The sequence below is a fragment of the Algibacter luteus genome (assembly GCF_030344935.1).
Classification (GTDB): Bacteria; Bacteroidota; Bacteroidia; order Flavobacteriales; family Flavobacteriaceae; genus Arenitalea; species Arenitalea lutea.
In genome coordinates this window covers 275,844-296,064 of the sequence record NZ_CP128313.1, presented here as the reverse complement: position 1 = coordinate 296,064, position 20,221 = coordinate 275,844, and the positions used below count along the sequence as shown (strand labels likewise).

General features: G+C 34.1%; 14 protein-coding genes. 1 reads left to right on the top strand and 13 read right to left on the bottom strand.

Annotated elements, in window-relative coordinates; all coding sequences use genetic code 11:
- Positions 1–54: 54 nt before the first annotated feature.
- From O5O44_RS01310 to O5O44_RS01295, 4 genes are read right to left on the bottom strand one after another with little or no spacing between them, the layout of a single operon-like run.
- A complete protein-coding gene (locus tag O5O44_RS01310; protein WP_289195419.1) occupies positions 55–1,662 on the bottom strand; it encodes a S8 family peptidase in 1,608 nt (535 codons plus the stop codon).
- A gap of 23 nt (positions 1,663–1,685) precedes the next feature.
- Positions 1,686–2,552: an MBL fold metallo-hydrolase gene (locus O5O44_RS01305; RefSeq protein ID WP_289195418.1), complete on the bottom strand. Its 867-nt coding sequence runs from the start codon at positions 2,550–2,552 to the stop codon at positions 1,686–1,688.
- A gap of 54 nt (positions 2,553–2,606) precedes the next feature.
- Complete coding sequence (locus O5O44_RS01300) at positions 2,607–4,808, bottom strand: SulP family inorganic anion transporter (RefSeq protein WP_289195417.1); 2,202 nt, start codon at positions 4,806–4,808, stop codon at positions 2,607–2,609.
- Positions 4,805–5,653, bottom strand: coding sequence for a universal stress protein (locus O5O44_RS01295; protein WP_289195416.1), 849 nt, complete (start codon positions 5,651–5,653; stop codon positions 4,805–4,807). Before O5O44_RS01295 ends, O5O44_RS01300 begins: the two co-directional genes overlap by 4 nt.
- Positions 5,654–5,758: 105 nt before the next feature.
- Between O5O44_RS01295 and O5O44_RS01290 the strand changes: the two genes are divergently transcribed.
- Positions 5,759–7,627, top strand: a complete 1,869-nt coding sequence (locus O5O44_RS01290; RefSeq protein ID WP_289195415.1) for a cation:proton antiporter — start codon at positions 5,759–5,761, stop codon at positions 7,625–7,627.
- A gap of 3 nt (positions 7,628–7,630) precedes the next feature.
- On the opposite strand, the gene O5O44_RS01285 is transcribed toward O5O44_RS01290, so the two are convergent.
- From O5O44_RS01285 to glgA, 9 genes are all read right to left on the bottom strand, one after another.
- Positions 7,631–8,281, bottom strand: coding sequence for a DNA alkylation repair protein (locus O5O44_RS01285; protein WP_289195414.1), 651 nt, complete (start codon positions 8,279–8,281; stop codon positions 7,631–7,633).
- Positions 8,282–8,345: 64 nt separating this feature from the next.
- Positions 8,346–8,777: an SRPBCC domain-containing protein gene (locus O5O44_RS01280; protein WP_289195413.1), complete on the bottom strand. Its 432-nt coding sequence runs from the start codon at positions 8,775–8,777 to the stop codon at positions 8,346–8,348.
- Between the two features lie 7 nt (positions 8,778–8,784).
- Positions 8,785–9,201 carry an SRPBCC family protein gene (locus O5O44_RS01275; RefSeq protein ID WP_289195412.1) on the bottom strand — a complete coding sequence of 139 codons (417 nt, stop codon included), beginning with the start codon at positions 9,199–9,201 and terminating at the stop codon, positions 8,785–8,787.
- A 194-nt stretch (positions 9,202–9,395) separates the two neighbouring features.
- Positions 9,396–11,798 (bottom strand): glycoside hydrolase family 31 protein, encoded by a 2,403-nt coding sequence (locus O5O44_RS01270; protein ID WP_289195411.1) that lies wholly within the window; start codon positions 11,796–11,798, stop codon positions 9,396–9,398.
- 281 nt (positions 11,799–12,079) lie between these two features.
- Complete coding sequence (gene glgB / locus O5O44_RS01265; RefSeq protein WP_019386924.1) at positions 12,080–13,990, bottom strand: 1,4-alpha-glucan branching protein GlgB; 1,911 nt, start codon at positions 13,988–13,990, stop codon at positions 12,080–12,082.
- 3 nt (positions 13,991–13,993) lie between these two features.
- Positions 13,994–15,625, bottom strand: a complete 1,632-nt coding sequence (locus tag O5O44_RS01260; protein ID WP_289195410.1) for a trehalose synthase — start codon at positions 15,623–15,625, stop codon at positions 13,994–13,996.
- Positions 15,626–15,629: 4 nt separating this feature from the next.
- The gene (locus O5O44_RS01255) at positions 15,630–17,567 is read right to left on the bottom strand and encodes an alpha-1,4-glucan--maltose-1-phosphate maltosyltransferase (protein WP_289195409.1); all 1,938 of its coding nucleotides are present in this window, start codon (positions 17,565–17,567) and stop codon (positions 15,630–15,632) included.
- 38 nt (positions 17,568–17,605) lie between these two features.
- A complete protein-coding gene (locus tag O5O44_RS01250; RefSeq protein WP_289195408.1) occupies positions 17,606–18,871 on the bottom strand; it encodes a glucose-1-phosphate adenylyltransferase in 1,266 nt (421 codons plus the stop codon).
- Between the two features lie 17 nt (positions 18,872–18,888).
- Positions 18,889–20,091: a glycogen synthase gene (gene glgA, locus O5O44_RS01245; RefSeq protein WP_289195407.1), complete on the bottom strand. Its 1,203-nt coding sequence runs from the start codon at positions 20,089–20,091 to the stop codon at positions 18,889–18,891.
- Positions 20,092–20,221: the final 130 nt, after the last annotated feature.

Genomic DNA, 20,221 nt, shown 5'->3' with positions numbered 1-20,221 from the left:
GTAAAGCATAATCAAGATTGGTATATCCTTGATTATGCTTGAACTAAAAATATATTATTTTGACATTTGTTCTGCTAGAATTAAAGCATTGTAAGCATTTGCCATTTTTGAAGATTTACTTAAATCAGCAAACGGTTTTACGTCTTCAGAATTACCTCCAACAATTACCTTAGTTTTAATTGCTAAACCAGAATCTAAAATTACTTGCTTTACTTGTGCAGCAGTTAATTTGGGGTAGTATGAACGAATTAAAGCGGCTATACCAGCAACGCCAGGAGCTGCCATTGAAGTTCCTCCTTTAGTGTCGTATTCGTTTTCTGGAGTCGTAGAATATACGCTCGCACCTGGAGCAAAAATATCTACATTTTGTTTTCCGTAGTTAGAAAAACCGGCAACCATACTCGAACCGTATTTTGGTGCTAAAGCACCAACTCTTATGTAAGTATCAGTGACTTCAACACCGTTTACATTATCATCTGGATAATTAGGTTCTTTATCTACATTTTTACTGTCGTTTCCGGCAGCATGCACAAAGACCACATCATTTTTCCCAGCATAAGCAATGGCATCGCGCACCCAGTCGCTATGCGGTGAAAAACTCTTACCAAAACTTCCATTAATAACGGTAGCGCCGTTATCAACGGCATATCTTATGGCTAATGCCACATCTTTATCATATTCATCGCCGTTTGGTACCGCTCTTATGCTCATAATTTCAACATTATTGGCTACACCATTTGCACCTTTACCATTGTTACGTTCAGCAGCAATTATTCCTGCTACATGCGTACCGTGGCTCTCAGATTTTTTAACTGGCTTAACATTACCGTTGCCGTAAAATTTTGTAGACATATCATCAGGATCATCTCCAGTAACACGGCCTTTTAATTCTTTGTTTAAGTTATAATTTAATCGGTCGTTTATGCTTTCTAAACCATTTTCAATTTCTGTAATTGCAGTGGCCATAGTATCTAATCCATTACTAAACATGTAGTTTGCAATTTGTTGTGCTTGTGCTAAACTTTCATTTTCAGTTTTAATAGCCACAACCTCTTTTTGAGTGTAATCTTTCTTTCCAAAATGTTTAGTTAAGGCATCATCGGCTGTTTTTACCTGCTGATAAATTTGCTCGTATTGATTTTTTCTTCCTAACCATTTTTGATACTCGGTATCGTAAAGTGCTTTTGCCGCCGCATAATCAGGATTGCTCGTGTCTCCACTCGCTAAAATTCTAACATACTCTAACTGCTCATTATAACCATCGCCTAAAAAATTCCAGCCATGAACATCATCAACATAACCATTATTATCATCATCTTTTCCATTTCCAGGAATTTCGTCTTTATTTGTCCAGATAACATCATCTAGATCTTCGTGATCTATGTCAATTCCAGAATCAATTACAGCCACAATAACTTTTTTACCTTTTCTGTTTTTAATGATGTCTGTATACGCTTTATCTACACTCATTCCAGGAATGGTGTCTTTAACCAAATCTAGATGTCCCCAATTGTTTTTTTCAGCTTCCGTAAGCTCAGAAACTTTTAAAGGAGAGGTATCTATATTTTCAACGGGAGTTGATAAAATTGCCGCGGTTCCGCCACAGCCTGAAATTAAAACTGCTAAAAAAGCAGCCATTGCTATTAATTTAAATTGCTTCATGGGATAATTAGATTTAGTCTTTATTATAAATTAGTAAATATATCTTTTGTAGTAAAAGTGTCTTTGAGTCGGACTCCTTTTTCTGTTTTTTGTACGGTAATAATTTCATTATGAGCATCATGTTCTAAAAATAAGTAGAAATTTTGTTCTGCAGCAAGATTTAGAAAACTTTCTTTTTCATCTAAAGTCAATAATGGCCTTGTATCATAACCCATTACATAGGGAATAGGTAAATGCCCTACTGTTGGCAATAAATCTGCCATAAATGCAATGGTTTTGTCTTGATATTTAATAAGTGGAATCATTTGTTTATCGGTATGTCCGTCGGCATAAAAAATATCAAATCCTAGCTGGGAGTTATTTAACAGTTGATTCTGTGGAAGCGCTGTAAATTTTAGCTGCCCACTCTCTTCCATTGGAAGAATATTTTCTTTTAAAAACGAAGCACGTTCACGTTTGTTAGGCTGTGTTGCCCATTTCCAATGGTCTTTATTACTCCAAAAATGTGCATTTTTAAAAGCAGGCTCATAACCTGAGCGATTTTGATTCCATTGAATACTTCCTCCGCAATGATCAAAATGTAAATGGGTTAAGAACACATCGGTTATATCATCACGATGAAAACCGTAAGATTTAAGGGATTTATCTAGATTAAAATCGCCCCAAAGATGATAGTAGCCATAAAATTTTTCTGATTGTTTATTTCCCATACCGTTATCAATCAAAATCAAGCGATTACTGTCTTCAATAAGCAAACAACGTGTTGCAATATCAATCATGTTATTAGAATCTGCAGGATTGGTACGCTGCCAAATGGTTTTTGGAACAACTCCAAACATCGCACCACCATCTAGCTTTAAATTTCCGGCATTTACAGGGTATAAATTCATAGGAAGGTAAAATTAAGAAAACTATATCACATCCTTAAAATTCTTAAGAATATATTAAGAAATTACTTGTTTTAAACGTTTGCCAAAATCGTAAAGCGCCTTAATTTCTTTTATACTTGCCAATCTTTCTTTTTCAAAAATTAACAAAGCATTTCCGTTAGATTCGACATGATAATAAGGGTTGCTTTCGAAAAAATGGGTGACATCGTCATTAAAAAATTGGGCGATTCTGGTTTCGTTTTCACCTAGAAGATAGAAGCGGTTTGAGAAATCGTCGTGATTTTCAATAGGAATATCTTTAAATCCAGCTAGAGCTGATACTTTCTCGAGAAACCCTTCTTTATCTAATGTAAATTTTGGAATTTTAAAATCTAGCTCAATATGCAACATCGTGCTTCTAACAACTTCTTTGGCTATAAACTCACCTTCTGAAAACTCAATATCAAATAACGAAATCGTCAAATCTTTTTGAATTAATTTATTATAAATATGGTTGATGTGTTTCGTATTAAAAAACGAAAAACTATTTAGGAATGAAACTTCTTTTTTCTTCTTAGGGCTGTATTTTAAGTTGTAGTTTTTTGCCAAGGTTTCCATGGTACTTTGGCGTCTTGTAAGACTGTTTTTAATAATATTCGGAACTGGGAGCAATCGTCTGGACGCAAATGGATGTTTGGTTTCTGTGTCGTGCATATCCAATCCTATCACATCAAAATGACCATCTCTCTTAGCAAATAACTCTTGATAACTATGAATGTTTTCTAATACGGTATCATCAACAAAATCGCATAACGAAAAATCTAGAATAACATCTTTATTTTCTGGAATGGCATCTAAGTGTTTTTTTAATTTATAATAATTTAAAAAACTGCAAAAATGCTTAACACTTACATAGTAGTTGTCTTTTTCACCATGTTCTTTATACATTAAAACATTAGGTTTTAATAAATTCCTGATGAATAATCCAGCACCTAAATGCCTATTTATAAAAACATGAATAATAAAAGTGGTTATAACACCAGCAATAATTCCTGTTATAAGCCCTATTTTTAAGGTAACAATTAGGGTTACAAAAAATATAATAAGCTGCTCTTTACCAATAGAAAACATTTGAGTAACAACTTTTGGCGACGCCAATTTGTAACCTGTATATACTAAAATAGCCATTAATGCCGGTAGTGGTATACGTGTAAGTTGCGTGCTAAAAAATGCTATAAACAACACTAAAAATAAGGCATGAAAAAAGTTTGACGACCTGTTACTACCGCCTTGATTTACGTTAACAGAACTACGTGCTATTACCGTTACCACATTTAAACCACCTAACAAACCACTACCAACAGTTGCCAAACCTAAAGCTTTTAAATCTCTGTTAACGTTCGAGCGTCTTTTTTCTGGGTCTAGTTTATCAACCGCTTTGATACTTAAAAGTGACTCTATGCTGGCAATAAGTGTTAATGCTAATACGTTGCCCCAAAACATAAAACTCCAAATACTACCAAAATTTGGTGTTGGTATGTCTGCAATTATTTTTTGTATGCTTGGTATACCTGAAACCATATATTCTGGCGCTATTGGGTTTGCCTCATGTAAGCCATATTCAAAGTAATAACTAAACCCAATTGAAAGAATAACAATCCACATAGGTGCCGGGATAAGCTGTAAATATTTATTTCTAATTTTTGAGTAAAATAGCATGATGGTTAAACTTAAAATACCTGCAAAAGCAGCAAATATTAACCCTTTATTATCGTAGTGAATGGCATCATTTATTGTAAAAGGAATTTCTAAAAGATAATCTACCGTATCGGCTCGACTAATTTTATGAGCCAGCATGATGTGGAATTGCTTACCTAAAATAATTAAACCAATGGCTGCTAACATACCTTGAATGGCCGAAGACGGAAAAAAATCAGCTAATGCTCCCATTCTAAAAAACCCTAACAATAAAAGTAATACTCCTGAGCACATGATGGCGACATACGCGGTTTCCAATCCTAATGTTGTTATCGCTACTAATAGCACACCAACTAAACCGTTTCCAGGACCTACAATGGTTACATGGCTTCCGCCTAAAATAGAAACAACAATACCGCCTACAACTGCAGCAATAATCCCAGCAATTGGTGGTGCATCACTTGCCATAGCAAGTCCTAAACCTAAAGGTAGTGCGATAAGACTTACCACAAAACCTGAGAATATATTTTTTGGTAATGCATTGAAAAAGGCTTTTATGTTATTTTTTTTCGGACTCATTGCAGAATTAACACATCGGTTGGTAATTCGGTTAAAATATGTTCAATATCATGCGGAAATAACCTATCCCAAAATGTCATTCTTGAAGGTGCATTCATCACTAATAAATCGGCCCTAGTTATTTGTGCATAATGGCCTATAGAATACCCGCGCTTACCAAAAATGGGTTGCAGTTTTATGGTCTTATTTTGAGTATATTCTTTTGGGATATGACTTATTATTTCTTTTACTCTTGTGTTTTCTCTTAGTTTAATTCGTTCTTTGGCTATAGTAGCTCTTCTTAGCGATTTATCATCATCTACTTTTACCGCAATTTCATCTTGTCCAATTTCTTCAACAATGGTTATTTTTTCGGCATTTAGTTGATTTGCTACATAAAATGCTGCGGTAATTGTTTGTTCAGTTTTAGGGTCTTTTAAACCATTTACAACTACATGCTGACACGGTATACGCTCAACAGAGGGTTTTATTAAAAGCAAAACAGAACAATTGGCTTGTCGCGTAATTTTTCTTGCAATAGAGCCTACATAATATTTAACTATTTTTTCTCGTTTAACAGCACCAAGAATTAATAAATCGATCTTTTTTTCTTCAGATATAGATAAGATGACATCTACAGGATTACCTAGTTTAAAAACAACTTCATACTTTAATTGGTCTTTTTCAAAACTTTTTAGAATTGTACTAAGCAATTTGGATTTTTCTTCGGAAGCTTCACCTACATGAATTAAAACTAATTTAGCCTCAAAAAAAACAGAAAGTCTTGCAGCCTCAAAAAGGTTTGCTTTTAAGTTTGGAGAATATGCAACTCCAATTCCAATACTTTTAAAAGGCTTTATAGGCACAGGTTTTACGTTGTTTTAATACAAAAAGTTGAAAGATAACATTTTTTGAAAACAATAAATGATACGTTTTACTTAAATTAGTGGTTTTTAACAAGAAAAGTGCCTATGTTAGAACTCGCAGGAATCATTATTTTAGGAATATTAGCCCAATGGGTAGCTTGGAAATTTAAAATCCCAGCAATTTTACCTTTAATTTTAATTGGGCTTTTAGTAGGCCCTATTGCTGCGGCATATCTAAGCGAAGATGGATCTAAATGGATAGAACCCATTTGGAACGGAAAACAAGGACTTTTTCCAGGCGAAGGCTTGTATTACTTTGTATCTTTAGCCATTAGTGTCATTCTTTTTGAAGGAGGTTTAACGCTAAAACGCTCCGAGGTGAAAAATGTAGGTCCGGTAATTACTAAGTTAATAACTCTTGGTTCTGCTGTAACTTTTTTTGGTGCAGGTATTCTTGCTCACGTTATTTTTGGTTTAAGTTGGGACCTGTCCTTTCTTTTTTCTGGATTAATTATTGTTACCGGACCAACAGTAATTACGCCAATTTTAAGAAACATTCCGCTTAAAAAAGATATCTCAGCAGTTTTAAAATGGGAAGGTATTTTAATAGATCCTATTGGTGCCTTAGTAGCGGTATTGGTTTTTGAGTTTATTAGTGTTGAAGGCGATAGTGGTTTTACCAAAACAGCACTTATCGAGTTTGGTAAAATCATTCTCTTCGGTACTACCTTTGGGTTTACTTTTGCCCATGCATTGGCCTTTGCAATTAATAAAAAACTCATTCCGCATTACTTATTAAATGTAGTGTCTTTATCAACTGTTTTATTGGTTTTTGTTGAATCTGAAGTTTTTGCACACGAGTCTGGTTTACTTGCCGTTGTAGTTATGGGCATGGTTCTAGGTAATAGTAAACTTGAAAACATTAAAGAATTACTTTATTTCAAAGAATCGCTAAGTGTCTTGCTTATTTCCATATTATTTATTTTGCTGGCAGCAAATATCAATATTGAAGATATGATGCTGCTTTATACCTGGAAAACAGGAATTCTTTTCGCTGCGGTTGTATTTATTATAAGACCATTGGCAGTATTTTTAAGTACCATGGGTTCAAAACTAAAAACAAACGAACGTATATTTATTAGTTGGGTAGGCCCAAGAGGTATTGTTGCAGCAGGTATCGCTTCACTTTTTGGCAGTAAGCTGATAAAACAAGGCGTTGAAGGTGCAGAATATATTACACCACTGGTGTTTATGATTGTTTTAGGAACTGTATTACTGAATGCCACAACTGCTAGATTATTTGCTAAATTGGTAGGTGTATTCCTTAAGAAGTCTGAAGGAATTTTAATTATTGGTGCATCAAAAATTTCTAGATTGTTGGGTCATTATCTAGAAGCTAACGGAAGACATGTTGTGCTTATTGATAGCAATGAACAAAACATTAGAAAAGCAAAAGAATTAGGTTTAGAAGCCTTTAGTAATAACATTTACTCTGAAACTTTAACAGATAATATAGAATTGAACGATGTTGGTTATTTAATGGCACTTACCGGAAATCCAGATATTAATAAATACGCTATTAATAAGTTTACTAAACAATTTGGAGAAAATGGCTCATTTAGATTGGTTACTACCGAAGAAATGTTAGATGATACCAATAACCCTAAAGAAGGATTGTTTTCGCACAAAGATGATTTTAATAGACTTATGGAACTAACCAAAAAGCATCCTTCCATTCAGGAAATTGATTTAGAAGACAAAGCGCACTATGAAAAACTAATAAAAATTTCGAATAATGATCCTGATATTATCCCGCTTTTTGTAAAAGATAATGAGGGCGAACTGCACATTATATCTTCGTATAATTTAGAGGTTGATAAAATTGAAGAAGGGAATCAATTGGTTTACTTAGGAAAACCTTTTGATGTTGAAAAAGTTCCAACAGTCGAAATTAATGCATCAAAGGAAGATTAGTTTTTATTTAGTCTTCATTGCTAAATAATAATCTTTAGTCTGTCTATCCAACTTTTCAATTGCATATCTTAAGGTTACCCTTGGCATGGTGTTGGCGTATTTATTTAAAAATGTTTTAAGCCTGTTTTCATCTCTTTTTCCAGCTTCTCTTATCCAGCTACCAACTGCTTTTTGAACATATTCATCTTTGTCATGTATTAAAATTTCAGCAATATTAAACGTGTCTACAGTGTCATTTTTTCTGATGAAAAAGTAAGTGCTAACTATGGCTGTACGTCGTTCCATGGGGTTTTTTGAACTTGCCAAATCATATAAAGGCTTACGGTCTTTGTCGTGCAAGTAGCCACCAATTACATAAGGAGCTGCTCTGTCAACCAAACCCCAATCATCAATCCATTTATGATGATTAATATAGGCATTGTATATGGCTTCTTTTTCTTCTGAAATAGTCTTTTTGTTTCTCGCTTTCCAATCTAAAATGGATACAGCTCCAGTACGATGATTATGATTTTGGTCTTTCAGTAAGTTCACTACTTCAGAAACTGGCATATATTGAAATTCTTTTGCTAAAGAAAATAATTCTCTTTTAGGGATTGCTCCTTTATAATTTTGAGCGATGCTATTTAAAGTTTCAATAAATTCTTTGGCCGTCATTATGCAATTAATTAATACTAGTTGAAAATGTTTAATTAAAAAAGTCAATAATTATGAAACAATGTTATTCCGAAAGCTCTTTAATTTTTTTCAAAGCTTTTGGGAAAGTTTCATTAAAAAAATTCACATATTCATCAGTAGTGTCCATACTAACATGTAACTCTGTTTTTCCATTGTTTTCAATGAGTTCATAAGATTCTTTTGCGTTTTCCCATGCTTTCGATTTTCCATCATAGACTTTTTTTCCTTCTTTTATAAATCCGAGGTGATTAAAAACCATGAGTTTGTTTGGTATTTTCTGATGAATCGTACTAAACATGCCATCACCACTTGGTATTAAAAAATCAATAGCACTACCTTCTTGCCAATCGGTTTTAGCATAAGAGCCTTCACTGAAAACTGACACCCATTTTGGGTAATTTTCATCCGTAAAAAGTGTATTCCAAACTTTTTCTTTGGAAGCATTTATGGTTGTATTGTATTTTAAAGTTTTCATAGTTTGACTATTTAGAACTTACATAGGTTTTAAAATTATTAAGAATAGCTTGCCATCCATTTTTTTGTTGCTCAACAGTGTGAGTGCCTTCTGTCTCGAACGTTTGGCTTATTTCAACTTCATTTCCATGATTTGAAAATATAACTTCAACCGTTCTGCCATCAGCTAGGTTGTAAGCAATTAATTTCATAGGAATTACCTTGGTGTACTTTCCTGAGAAATCGAATCCCATACTGCCATCTTTTGCTTCCATACGATAGTTAAAGTCGCCATCTTTTTGTAAGTTGTTTGTAGCAGCTGGACAACACCAATCATTTGATGCAAAATTCCAGTTGGTAATGTGTTTTGGTTCGGTATAATATTCCCACACTTTTTCTGTTGGTGAAGGAATGGTTGTTTTAACGGTGATTCTATTTTTTTCCATTTGCTAGTTTATTTTTATGATGTAAGTTTGGTTGACTGTTGAATTCCGTTATATATCTTGTTTTTTGATAGCAAACAGCTATTACTAATTTAGTTAATTTTTCTGATTATGCCGATTAATTAATTTGGAACTAACGCATAAAAAAGCCTCCCTTTATTATAAAGAGAGGCTTTAAATGTATTTTATATATGGTTTTAAGCCATAATATGAAGCTCTGAAAATTCTTTAGTAATGGTTAATGTATTGTTACCATTAAGTTTTAATTTTTCAAGAGGTATAATCACATTATCAATTTCAATTTTTGAAATTTTGAATGGTAACCCGTGCAGCTTTAACTTAAAGGTTTTATATGTGGTTACAAACTTACCAGATTTATGCTGCTGTATAATCAATTCGTTTTTCTTACCAGACAATTTAAAATCTCTTAAGCTATATCTTCCTTTAATATAGTCGTAACCATCAGTAGCATCTTCGTAAACTTGAGATGATTCTTTACCCTCTTTATAATAAACATCAAGAATTAATTCATCAATAGTTTTTTCACCAACATATTGTTGAATAGGGTATTTTGGAATAATAGCTCCTTCTTTTATAAATATTGGCATGCTGTCTAAATCGGCATCAACCCATTGTTCAGATCCACCTTTAACCAACTCGTCATTCCAGAAATTGTACCATTTACCAAGTGGGAAATACATACGCCTTCCTTTTTGGTTTGGTGCTGTTATCGGGCAAGCTAGTATTTTTTCACCAAAAATAAACTCATCATTTCTGTAGTGTGTTTGCGGATCGTGTTGATCGTATAATACAAGCGATTTTAAAATTGGAATGCCCTCTTCGGCATATCTCCAAAACGCTGTGTATAAATAAGGCAGTAATTGGTATCTAATTTCAATAAACTTTCTTACTACATCTGTTATAGTGGTTCCAAAAGCCCATGGTTCTTGGTCACCATGATCTCCAGAAGAGTGAGTTCTACAAAATGGGTGAAAAACACCTAACTGAATCCAACGTGCGTATAATTCCCCGTTTGGTTGTTCTGCAAATCCACCAATATCAGATCCTATAAACGAGAATCCAGACATACACATACGTTGTGCTTGTAAATTTGCAATGGTTAAATGATCCCAGGTTGCTACGTTATCACCTGTCCAACTTGATGTGTAACGTTGTGTACCAGAATATGCTGCTCTAGTAATAACGAAAGGTCTTTTCGGGTAAGAGAATTTCTTTAAACCTTGGTAAGTAGCGCGTGCCATCTGCATGCCGTATACGTTGTGCGCTTTTCTGTGGCTACAAGGGTTCCCGTCATAATCGTGTCTTACATCATTAGGGAATGTTTTTCCTGGAACGTCCATAACAGCAGGTTCGTTCATATCATTCCAAACACCTTTTACACCAATATCTTCAACAAGTTCTTGGAATAAATTAGACCACCATTCTCTTACTTCAGGATTTGTATAATCTGGGAAATAACACTCCCCAGGCCATACTTTACCTTTCATATAAGGGCCATCGGCACGCTTACAGAAGTAGTCTTTCTCTAAACCTTCTCTAAACACAGAGTAATCCATGTCTATTTTGATTCCTGGATCAATTATTACAATGGTTTTAAACCCATCATCGGCTAATTCTTTAACCATTCGTTTTGGGTCTGGAAAATACTCTTTACTCCAAGTAAAACATCTAAACCCTTCCATGTAATCGATATCTAAATAAATAGCATCACAAGGAATCTCTAATTCTCTAAATTTTGCAGTAATTTCTTTTACATTAGATTCAGGATAGTAGCTCCATTTACATTGGTGATATCCTAAAGTCCAAAGTGCAGGCATTTCATGTGGTTTACCTGTTAAATCTGTATAGTTTGCAACCACATCAGACATTTCAGGGCCGTAAATAAAATAGTAATTCATTTCGCCACCATGCGCCCAGAAACTTGTTATATTTCTTCGTTCGCTACAAAAATCGAAAAATGAACGAAAGGTATTATCAAAAAATATACCGTAAGACTTTTTGTTGTGTAACGCTGTATAAAATGGAATGGCTTTGTAAATAGGATCGGTTTCTCTACCATAAGCATAAGAATCTGTTACCCAGTTTTCAAATCGTTTTCCTTTTAGGTTATTGTCAACAGGTTTATCGCCTAAACCGTAATAACTTTCACCTGCATGCGATGTTTTAGACATTTTAACAACATCCCCTCCAAACTCATAACTTTCTTCCCAGTGGAAACCAAGCTCGTCTTCACAAATAAGGCTTTTATCCTTAGCATCGTAAATCGATGATCTTAAATCTAACTTTGAAATATGGCAAATCAGTTTTGCAGTTGTAATGATGTAATTATTTTCATCTTCGGTAACTTCAAGGTGATTATAGCCTCTGCTTGCATATTTTGTAATGGCATAAGAAAAATCATTTTCAAAAATACCAGTAGTTGTATATCTAAAACGAAGAACACTATCTCGACGCACCGTAACTTCTAAAACAACACCGTTTTCGGTGGTAAAAGACAGTACATTTAAGTTCTTTTTGTATGCAATTATTTTGGATGGGAATAAGTTCCCTTTGTATTCTAATTCAGTATTTAATATCATAAAACTATAAATCAATAATAATTGACGAAAATAGTAAATTTTGAATACCTTGTTGATTACTTTTTATCAAAAAAACGCTTGAATTAATGCATTAAAGTCAAATATTAACCTAATTAATTATGGATAACTCAGATTGGGATAAATCAACAGAAATTGAAGACTAAATTTAAAACATATAGCATGTTTAAATTCAAGTTTTTTATAGTTAATGTGTTGATTACATAGAAAGTATAGTAGCGTTTTAAAAATTATTTTAAAACGCTACTTCTTGATTTTATTTTTTAGGAATTAAAGGAAAAAATTGTTACTGCTAATGGGGGTAAAACAATTTCTGCTGAATATTCTTTACCATTCCAAGGATCTTTTTTAACGGTTGTTTGCTTTTTGTTTTTTATGCCACTACCTCCAAATTCTTCGGCATCACTATTAAAAATCTCGACGAGTTTTCCTTTTGAAGGCACACCAATTTTATAATTTTTTCTAACTGTTGGTGTTAAGTTACAAACCACAATTACATTTTCTTCTTCTTTATACCCTTTTCTTACATACGAGATTACACAATTCTCGTGATCATCATAACTTATCCATTCAAAACCTTCACCACTAAAACCTTTTTCATATAATGCAGGAGTGTTTTTATAAATCGTATTTAGCGATTTGAAATAGTTTTGCATGTCTTGATGAGGTTTAAACTCTAATAGGTTCCAATCTAAGCTTTCTTCGAAATTCCATTCGTTGTATTGACCAAATTCACCACCCATAAATAGGAGTTTTGTTCCTGGATGTGTAAACATGTAGCCATATAATAAACGAAGATTTGCAAAACGTTGCCATTCATCACCAGGCATTCTTCCTAAGATTGAATTTTTGCCATAAACCACCTCGTCATGCGATAGTGGTAACATAAAATTCTCTGTAAAAGCATATGCTAAACTAAAGGTAATTTCGTTATGATGATATTTTCTATACACCGGATCTTTAGCAAAATACTCTAGGGTATCGTGCATCCAACCCATCATCCATTTCATACCAAAGCCTAAACCACCTACAAATGTTGGTTTAGAAACCATAGGGAACGCCGTAGACTCTTCTGCAATGGTTTGCACATCAGGGAAAGAGGCATATATTTCTTCGTTTAATTCTTTTAAAAAGCTAATAACCGCAAGATTCTCTCTTCCACCGTAAATATTAGGTTCCCACTCGCCATCTTCTCTTGAATAATCTAAAAATAACATAGAAGCAACGGCATCAACACGTAAACCATCTGCGTGGTATTGATCCATCCAAAACACCGCGTTACTTATTAAAAATGAACGCACTTCATTACGTTCGTAATTAAAAATTAAGCTTTTCCAATCTTGATGATATCCTTTTCTTTTATCAGGATGCTCATAAAGATGCGAACCATCAAAAAACCCTAAACCATGTGCGTCTTCGGGAAAATGTGACGGCACCCAATCCAAAATTATTCCTATACCCGCTTGATGTAATTTATCAACGAGATACTTGAATTCTTCTGGGTAACCAAAACGCGATGTTGGTGCAAAATATCCTGTAATTTGGTATCCCCAAGAAGGATCGTAAGGAAATTCCATAATAGGCATAAGTTCCACATGGGTAAAATTCATGTCTTTTACGTAGTTCACTAAGTCGTCTGCCAACTCGAAATAAGACATGAAACGATCTTCTTCAAGATGTTTTTTCCAAGACCCTAAATGCACTTCGTAAACCGAGTATGGCGCATCAATGGCGTTGTGATTTTTACGCGTTTTCATCCAGTCTTTATCCTTCCATTTATAATTATCGTCCCAAACAATTGATGCTGTTCTAGGAGGATGCTCATAACGTCTAGCATAAGGATCTGCTTTTTCGGTTTTTATATCATTATTATGACTTTGAATTTTGTATTTGTAAGCAGTACCTTTAGTTATAAGCGGAATAAACCCTTCCCAAATACCACTAGAATCCCAACGAACATTTAATTGGTGTTCACCTTCCATCCAATAATTAAAATCGCCAATTACAGATACTTGTTTTGCTGTTGGTGCCCATACTGCAAAATATACACCATCAATACCATCAACGGTTACAAGGTGCGAACCGAATTTTTCGTATAGCCTAAAATGCTTGCCTGATTTAAAAAGGTTTATATCAAATTCGGTAAATAAACTGTGAACTTTTACTTGTGCCATAAATTAATGATTTATAATATTAGATATCCCTTTTAGAGGAATTACTGCCCATTGCGGACGAGAATTGAGTTCGTAACCCAATTCGTAAACTGCTTTTTCAAGTAAGCAGTATTTTAATATAAAGATACGTTCTTTATTGTAACCTAAATTTAAATTTGCGTTTTGCGTTTCTGTAACATAAGTGCCTAAAAACAGACCTGTTATATACCTGTATAATATTTCTGAAGCATTAAATAAGGCTTCCTGAGATTCTTTATAATGTGTTTCACTATTGTTAAAAACCGTAGCGTACAAGGCGTAATGAAATGATCTAAACAAGCCAGCAACGTCTTTTAAAGGTGGTTGTTTTACTTTTCTATCGCGTATGGTACTTTCTGGTTCGCCTTCAAAGTCTAGAATATAATAATCGTTATCTTTTACTAATACTTGGCCTAAATGATAATCACCATGAACCCGGATGCGTTCGCCTTTAAGTTTGGTCCAGTCAAAATTCACAAAGCGCTTTCTAATGCTATTTTTTTTGTCAAGAAACTCTTGTGCTAAAGATACGGCTAAACCTTCCAGTTTACCTTGGTTGTTTTCAATAATATTTAACCTATTTTGAAATTGATATAACATTTTATTTTTTAACCACACTTCGTAATCGCCATTGTAATGGGCTGGTGTAAAAGCGGTTTCTTCAAACTCTGAACCCAAAGCAATATGCATTTCTGCAGTACGTTTTGCTAAGGTTTGTACTTGATTAAACAAATTTAGTCCCGCCCAGTCTATAATTTGTGGTGGAATATCTTGAATGGTTAAACGTTGGTATAATTCTGTATTAGGTAAATTATTTATAACTATCTTTTTGTATTCTAGATTAGAAAAAACCCTGTGTAATTCTTTTAGCATATAATCCCACGCATCACCTTCATTGGGTATCATTTCTTGCATCAATCCTATGGTAATGTTGGTGTTTTCTGAGTCAACTAAATTAATACTTCCTAAATAGGCAGGTGTATTTTTAAATTCTTTTTTCTCTGACAAAAAACGACTCATTTCGTAGTCGGGGTTTTTATCTCCAAAAATGCGTCTGAAAAACTTTAATACATATTTATCGTTATAAACCAAAGAGGTATTACTTTGTTCTAGGCCCATAAACCTTGATGATTCATATGAAACATTGTTGAACAAATGACTTTTATGGTATTGCACCTTGGTTGTGTCTTTGGGCTCAGCAGTAATAATACGCTCAAAAACTAATTTTCTAAAGGCTTCTAAGTTAACCGCGTCTATGATATGACCTTTTTGATTTTGAATGCTTATAGGAAGAATTCTATCTTTTTGAGCAAAATTTACATCGGTTACAAAAGCAATTGGCAAAAAATAATGCTGATAAAAAGATTCTACAAAATTTACTTCAAGGATAAGTCCAAAATAAACCTCGCCATGTTGCTGAATTCTAAAATATTCGGCTAGTTCTATATATTTTATCTGACTCGATTTTCCACCATACCAGCGTTGTTTTATAATATAGTCTTCTAATACATCTGATAAGAAGGTTTTAACGAACGCTTCATTATCAAGCAAAACCTCCCAGGCCTCATCAGACTTAAAATGGCTATCTATTGATGATATTGAAGCTTCATGCGTCATACAATTACTTGTTAATATTGAAAATATGGAACGGCATTGTAGGATGTAATTCTACATAACACCATTCGGAATTCCAATTATAGCGACTATCTGTAATTAAATCATGCATTTCTAAGTTATGTCCATGGTGCACACCAATGTCGTGTAATGGTACTTGAACTGTGCCTTGTTGGGAGTTTTGAGCATCTAAACTAATAATAATAAACATTTGGCTAGTTCTGTCGTCGTTCCATTTATAAAATGCTATTAAATTGTCGTTATTTATATGACAAAATTTAATGTTATTGGTTTGCTGGAGCGCAGCATTGTTGTGCCTGATATAATTTATTTTTGAAATTATTGTGATTAGCTTGTTTTTAATATTCCAATCGTAATGTGTGATTTGAAATTTTTCAGAATTTAAATACTCTTCTTTTCCTAGTAGCGAGTTAGATAACATATACTCAAAAACGGGCCCATATATACCAATACTCGAACTTAAAGTTGCCGCTAATGCATAACGTTGAATATGCTTAGATTCGTTTGCACCTTGCAAGTGATATGGGTTAATATCTGGTGTATTAGGCCAAAAATTAGGCTGCATGTATTCTTTTAATTCTGATTTTGTAAGCTCTTCAACGTATTCAATAAGTTCATGTTTGTTTTCACGCCATGTAAAATATGTATATGATTGGGTGTAACCTTGTTTTGCCAATTGTTGCATGACTTTTGGTGCTGTAAAGGCTTCAGCTAGAAAGATAACATCTGGATGTTTGGCTTTTACTTGCGTAATTATCCAGTTCCAGAAATAAAACGGTTTGGTATGTGGGTTATCTACTCTAAAAACATTGATACCACAATCTATCCAGTGCATTAAAATATCTAGGCACTCATTCCATAGGTTTTTATAATCTTCACTTTCCCAATAAATAGGAAGAATATCTTGATACTTTTTAGGAGGGTTTTCTGCATATTGAACAGTGCCATCCGGTCTCCATTTAAACCATTCAGGATGAGATTTTACCCAAGGATGATCTGGAGCCGCTTGTAATGCGTAATCCATGGCTATTTCAATATCTTGCTCTTTTGCTCGTTGAACCAGTGCTTTAAAATCATCAAGCGTTCCTAATTGTGGGTGGATATCTTTATGGCCACCATATTGAGAACCCACACCCCAAGTAGAGCCAACGTCTCCTTCTTTAGCTTCTACAGTATTGTTTTTACCTTTTCTATTAACTTCGCCTATTGGATGTATAGGGGGTAAATACAAGACATCAAACCCCATACTTTTAACACGCGGCAGTAATCGTTCGCAGTCTTTAAACGTACCATGAACCCCTGGAGTTTCTGAGGCTGAACGCGGAAAGAACTCATACCAAGTACTAAAACGAGCTCTTTTTCTGTCGACATATACCTGAAATTCTTTTGAGGTATTATCAAGTAATTTTATTGGGTTAGCATAAAAAATATTATATAACCGCTCTGTACAGGCTTCTGTTATAGCCTCGCCATAATCATTTGTACTTTTGAATAATTTATGAAGGTGTTCTAAGTAGACTTTATCGTCTCCGCTAACTTTATTTAAAATAGCATTAATATACTCCGCGCCTTCCAGTAATTCAGAAGCCACATGTTGCCCATCATTTATTTTTCTTATTAAACCATAGCGCCAATTGAGAGCATAATCAACCCACGATTGGACTTTGTAGGTGTAAAAACCTTGTTTTTCAACGGTGAAGGATGCTTGCCATTCATCATTGGAAATTAAAGTCATTCGGGTTTCTCTCCAAGCTCTATCTTTTTCATGTTTGAAAAGAATGGAAGCGCCCAAAACATCATGTCCATCGGCCATAATGTGCGCATCTACTTTTACTATTTCATTTACTATACGTTTTATGTAAAACTCACCACAGTTTACACTAGGCGAGACATAATCAATTACAACTCTTCTTTGGTCTTGCATTTCAATTGGTTATATAAAAAATAAAAAAGATTAGATGTTTATATTATTGTGCCTTTTGGTATTGTAGCTCCTTTTTTAATGACTACTATACCCTGTTTAACCATATAAGTATCTGTTTCAACTTCTTCCAGATGCTTACCTCCATTTATTCTTACATCATCTCCAATACGGCAATTTTTGTCTAGAATGGCATTTTTTATAAAACAGCGTTCACCAATACCCATAAGAATAGGAATACGTTTGTTGTTAATTTCATCTAAAGACTCATAATAATCGCTACCCATCATGTAGGTATTAATAACCGTTGATTCGTCACCAATTCTTGAACGAATACCTATGACTGATTTTTCAATTTTTGCAGCACTAATAATACAGCCTTCAGCAATTACCGTTCTTTCAAGTGCAGTTCCTGCTAGTTTTGTTGTAGGCAACATTCTAGCTCTAGTATAAATACGTTTTTTCTTGTCGTATAAATCGAATTTTGGTATATCATCTGTTAACCCTAGGTTTGCTTCAAAGAACGAATCGATATTTCCGATATCTGTCCAGTACCCTTCGTATTGGTAACTCATTGTTTTATGTTTATCAATGGCTTGTGGAATAATTTCTTTCCCAAAATCGTTTGTATCTGGGTTTTTCATTAATTCCTCTAAAAGCTCACGATTGAAAACATAAATCCCCATTGAAGCTAAATAATGGCGACCTTCTTTTTTCATGTCATCACTAACGTCGGAAGTCCAATCCGGTAATAGACTAGCGTCTGGTTTTTCAATGAAAGATGTAATGACGTTTTTGTCATCAGATTTTAAAATACCAAACTCGGTTGCTTCTTTAGCCGTAACAGGAATGGTAGCTATAGAAATTTTGGCATCATTTTTTTCGTGCTCTTCTATCAGATGTTCATAATCCATTTGATACAATTGATCACCAGAAAGAATTAAGAAATACTCAAAATCATGTCGTAAAAAATGGTGCATACTTTGGCGCACAGCATCAGCAGTTCCTTGAAACCAAGTTTTGTTATGTGGTGTTTGTTCCGCAGCTAAAACATCAACAAAAGCTGAACTAAAAAAACTAAAATGATACGTGTCTTTGATATGACGATTTAATGAGGCTGAATTAAATTGAGTTAAAACAAACATACGCTTGATGTCTGCATTTATACAATTTGAAATAGGAATATCTACTAACCTATATTTACCTGCAATAGGTACAGCAGGTTTTGAGCGTTCTTGAGTAAGTGGGTAAAGTCTGGAGCCTTGACCACCCCCTAGAATTATTGCTAATGCCTTGTTATTTATCATAATTTGGTTGTTTTAGTTTATAGTAATGTTTTGTATAGTTCTTCAACTTGTTTAGCTATGGCTACCCAGTCAAAATAGTCTTCAACACGTTTTCTGCCATTTTTTGCCATGGTTTCTCTTAACGCCTTGTCGTTTATAACCTTGTTAATGCCGTTAGCTAAATCTCGCGAAAATTTATCAGGGTCCACAGCCTCAAAAGGCGCTTCTTTTTGCTGTTCTAAAGGAATTAAAAGACCTGTTTCACCATGCACAACTACTTCTTTTATTCCGCCCACGGCGCTCGCAACAACGGCTGTATTACAAGCCATAGCTTCAATATTTATGATCCCGAAAGGCTCATAAATTGAAGGGCAACAAAACACGTCGGCATGCGAGTATAACTGAATAATTTCTTCTTTAGTTACCATTTTATCAATCCATATCACATTATTTCGCGACTTTTTAACCTCGTTCACTGCGCTCTCCATTTCCTTGCCAATTTCTGGTGTGTCTGGAGCTCCGGCACAAAGCACTATTTGTGTGTCTGGATCTATATATTTTATGGCGTTTACCAAATGAATAATACCTTTTTGGCGCGTTATTCTTCCAACAAAAAGCACATAAGGTTTGTTTTTATCGACCTTATATTCATCTAAAGTTGATGATTCTGAAGTTTGAACATATTGTTGAAGGTTGATACCATTATAAATAACCTTTACCTTATTTTCGTCTACATTAAAATGTTTAATTACATCTTCTTTTGTTTCTTCTGAAACTGCAATTAAGGCATCAGCCATTTCAATGGCTGTTTTTTCAACCCAGGAAGAAGCATCATAACCGCGCCCAAGTTGTTCGCGTTTCCAAGGGCGTAGTGGTTCCAGCGAATGTGTGGTAATTACTAAAGGTGTGCCATAGCATAATTTTGAAACGATTCCCGCAAAGTGTGCATACCAGGTATGGCAGTGTACCACATCTGCATCAACAACATCGGCATTCATGTGAAGCGAGGTGCTAAGTGTTTTAAAAACCGATTTTAATTTATCGTCTGCACCTTTAAATACACCATCTTCAAATGGAAATCCTTTTACACTCAATGAACCTTCATTTGAGTTTTGGTCGCCAAAGCATCTAACTTCTAAATCCATTAATTTAGACAACTCGTCGGCTAAATATTCAACATGTACTCCTGCGCCACCATATACGTATGGAGGAAATTCTCTTGTGTAAAAAAGTGCTTTCATATAAAAATATTGTCAATAAACTATTTTAAAACCCGCTTAAAAAAAAGGAATTTGTTACTATTATTCCACTTTTTTCAATACTTAATTTATAATTTTATGAATACTTTGTTTTACATAGTTTTCATTTATA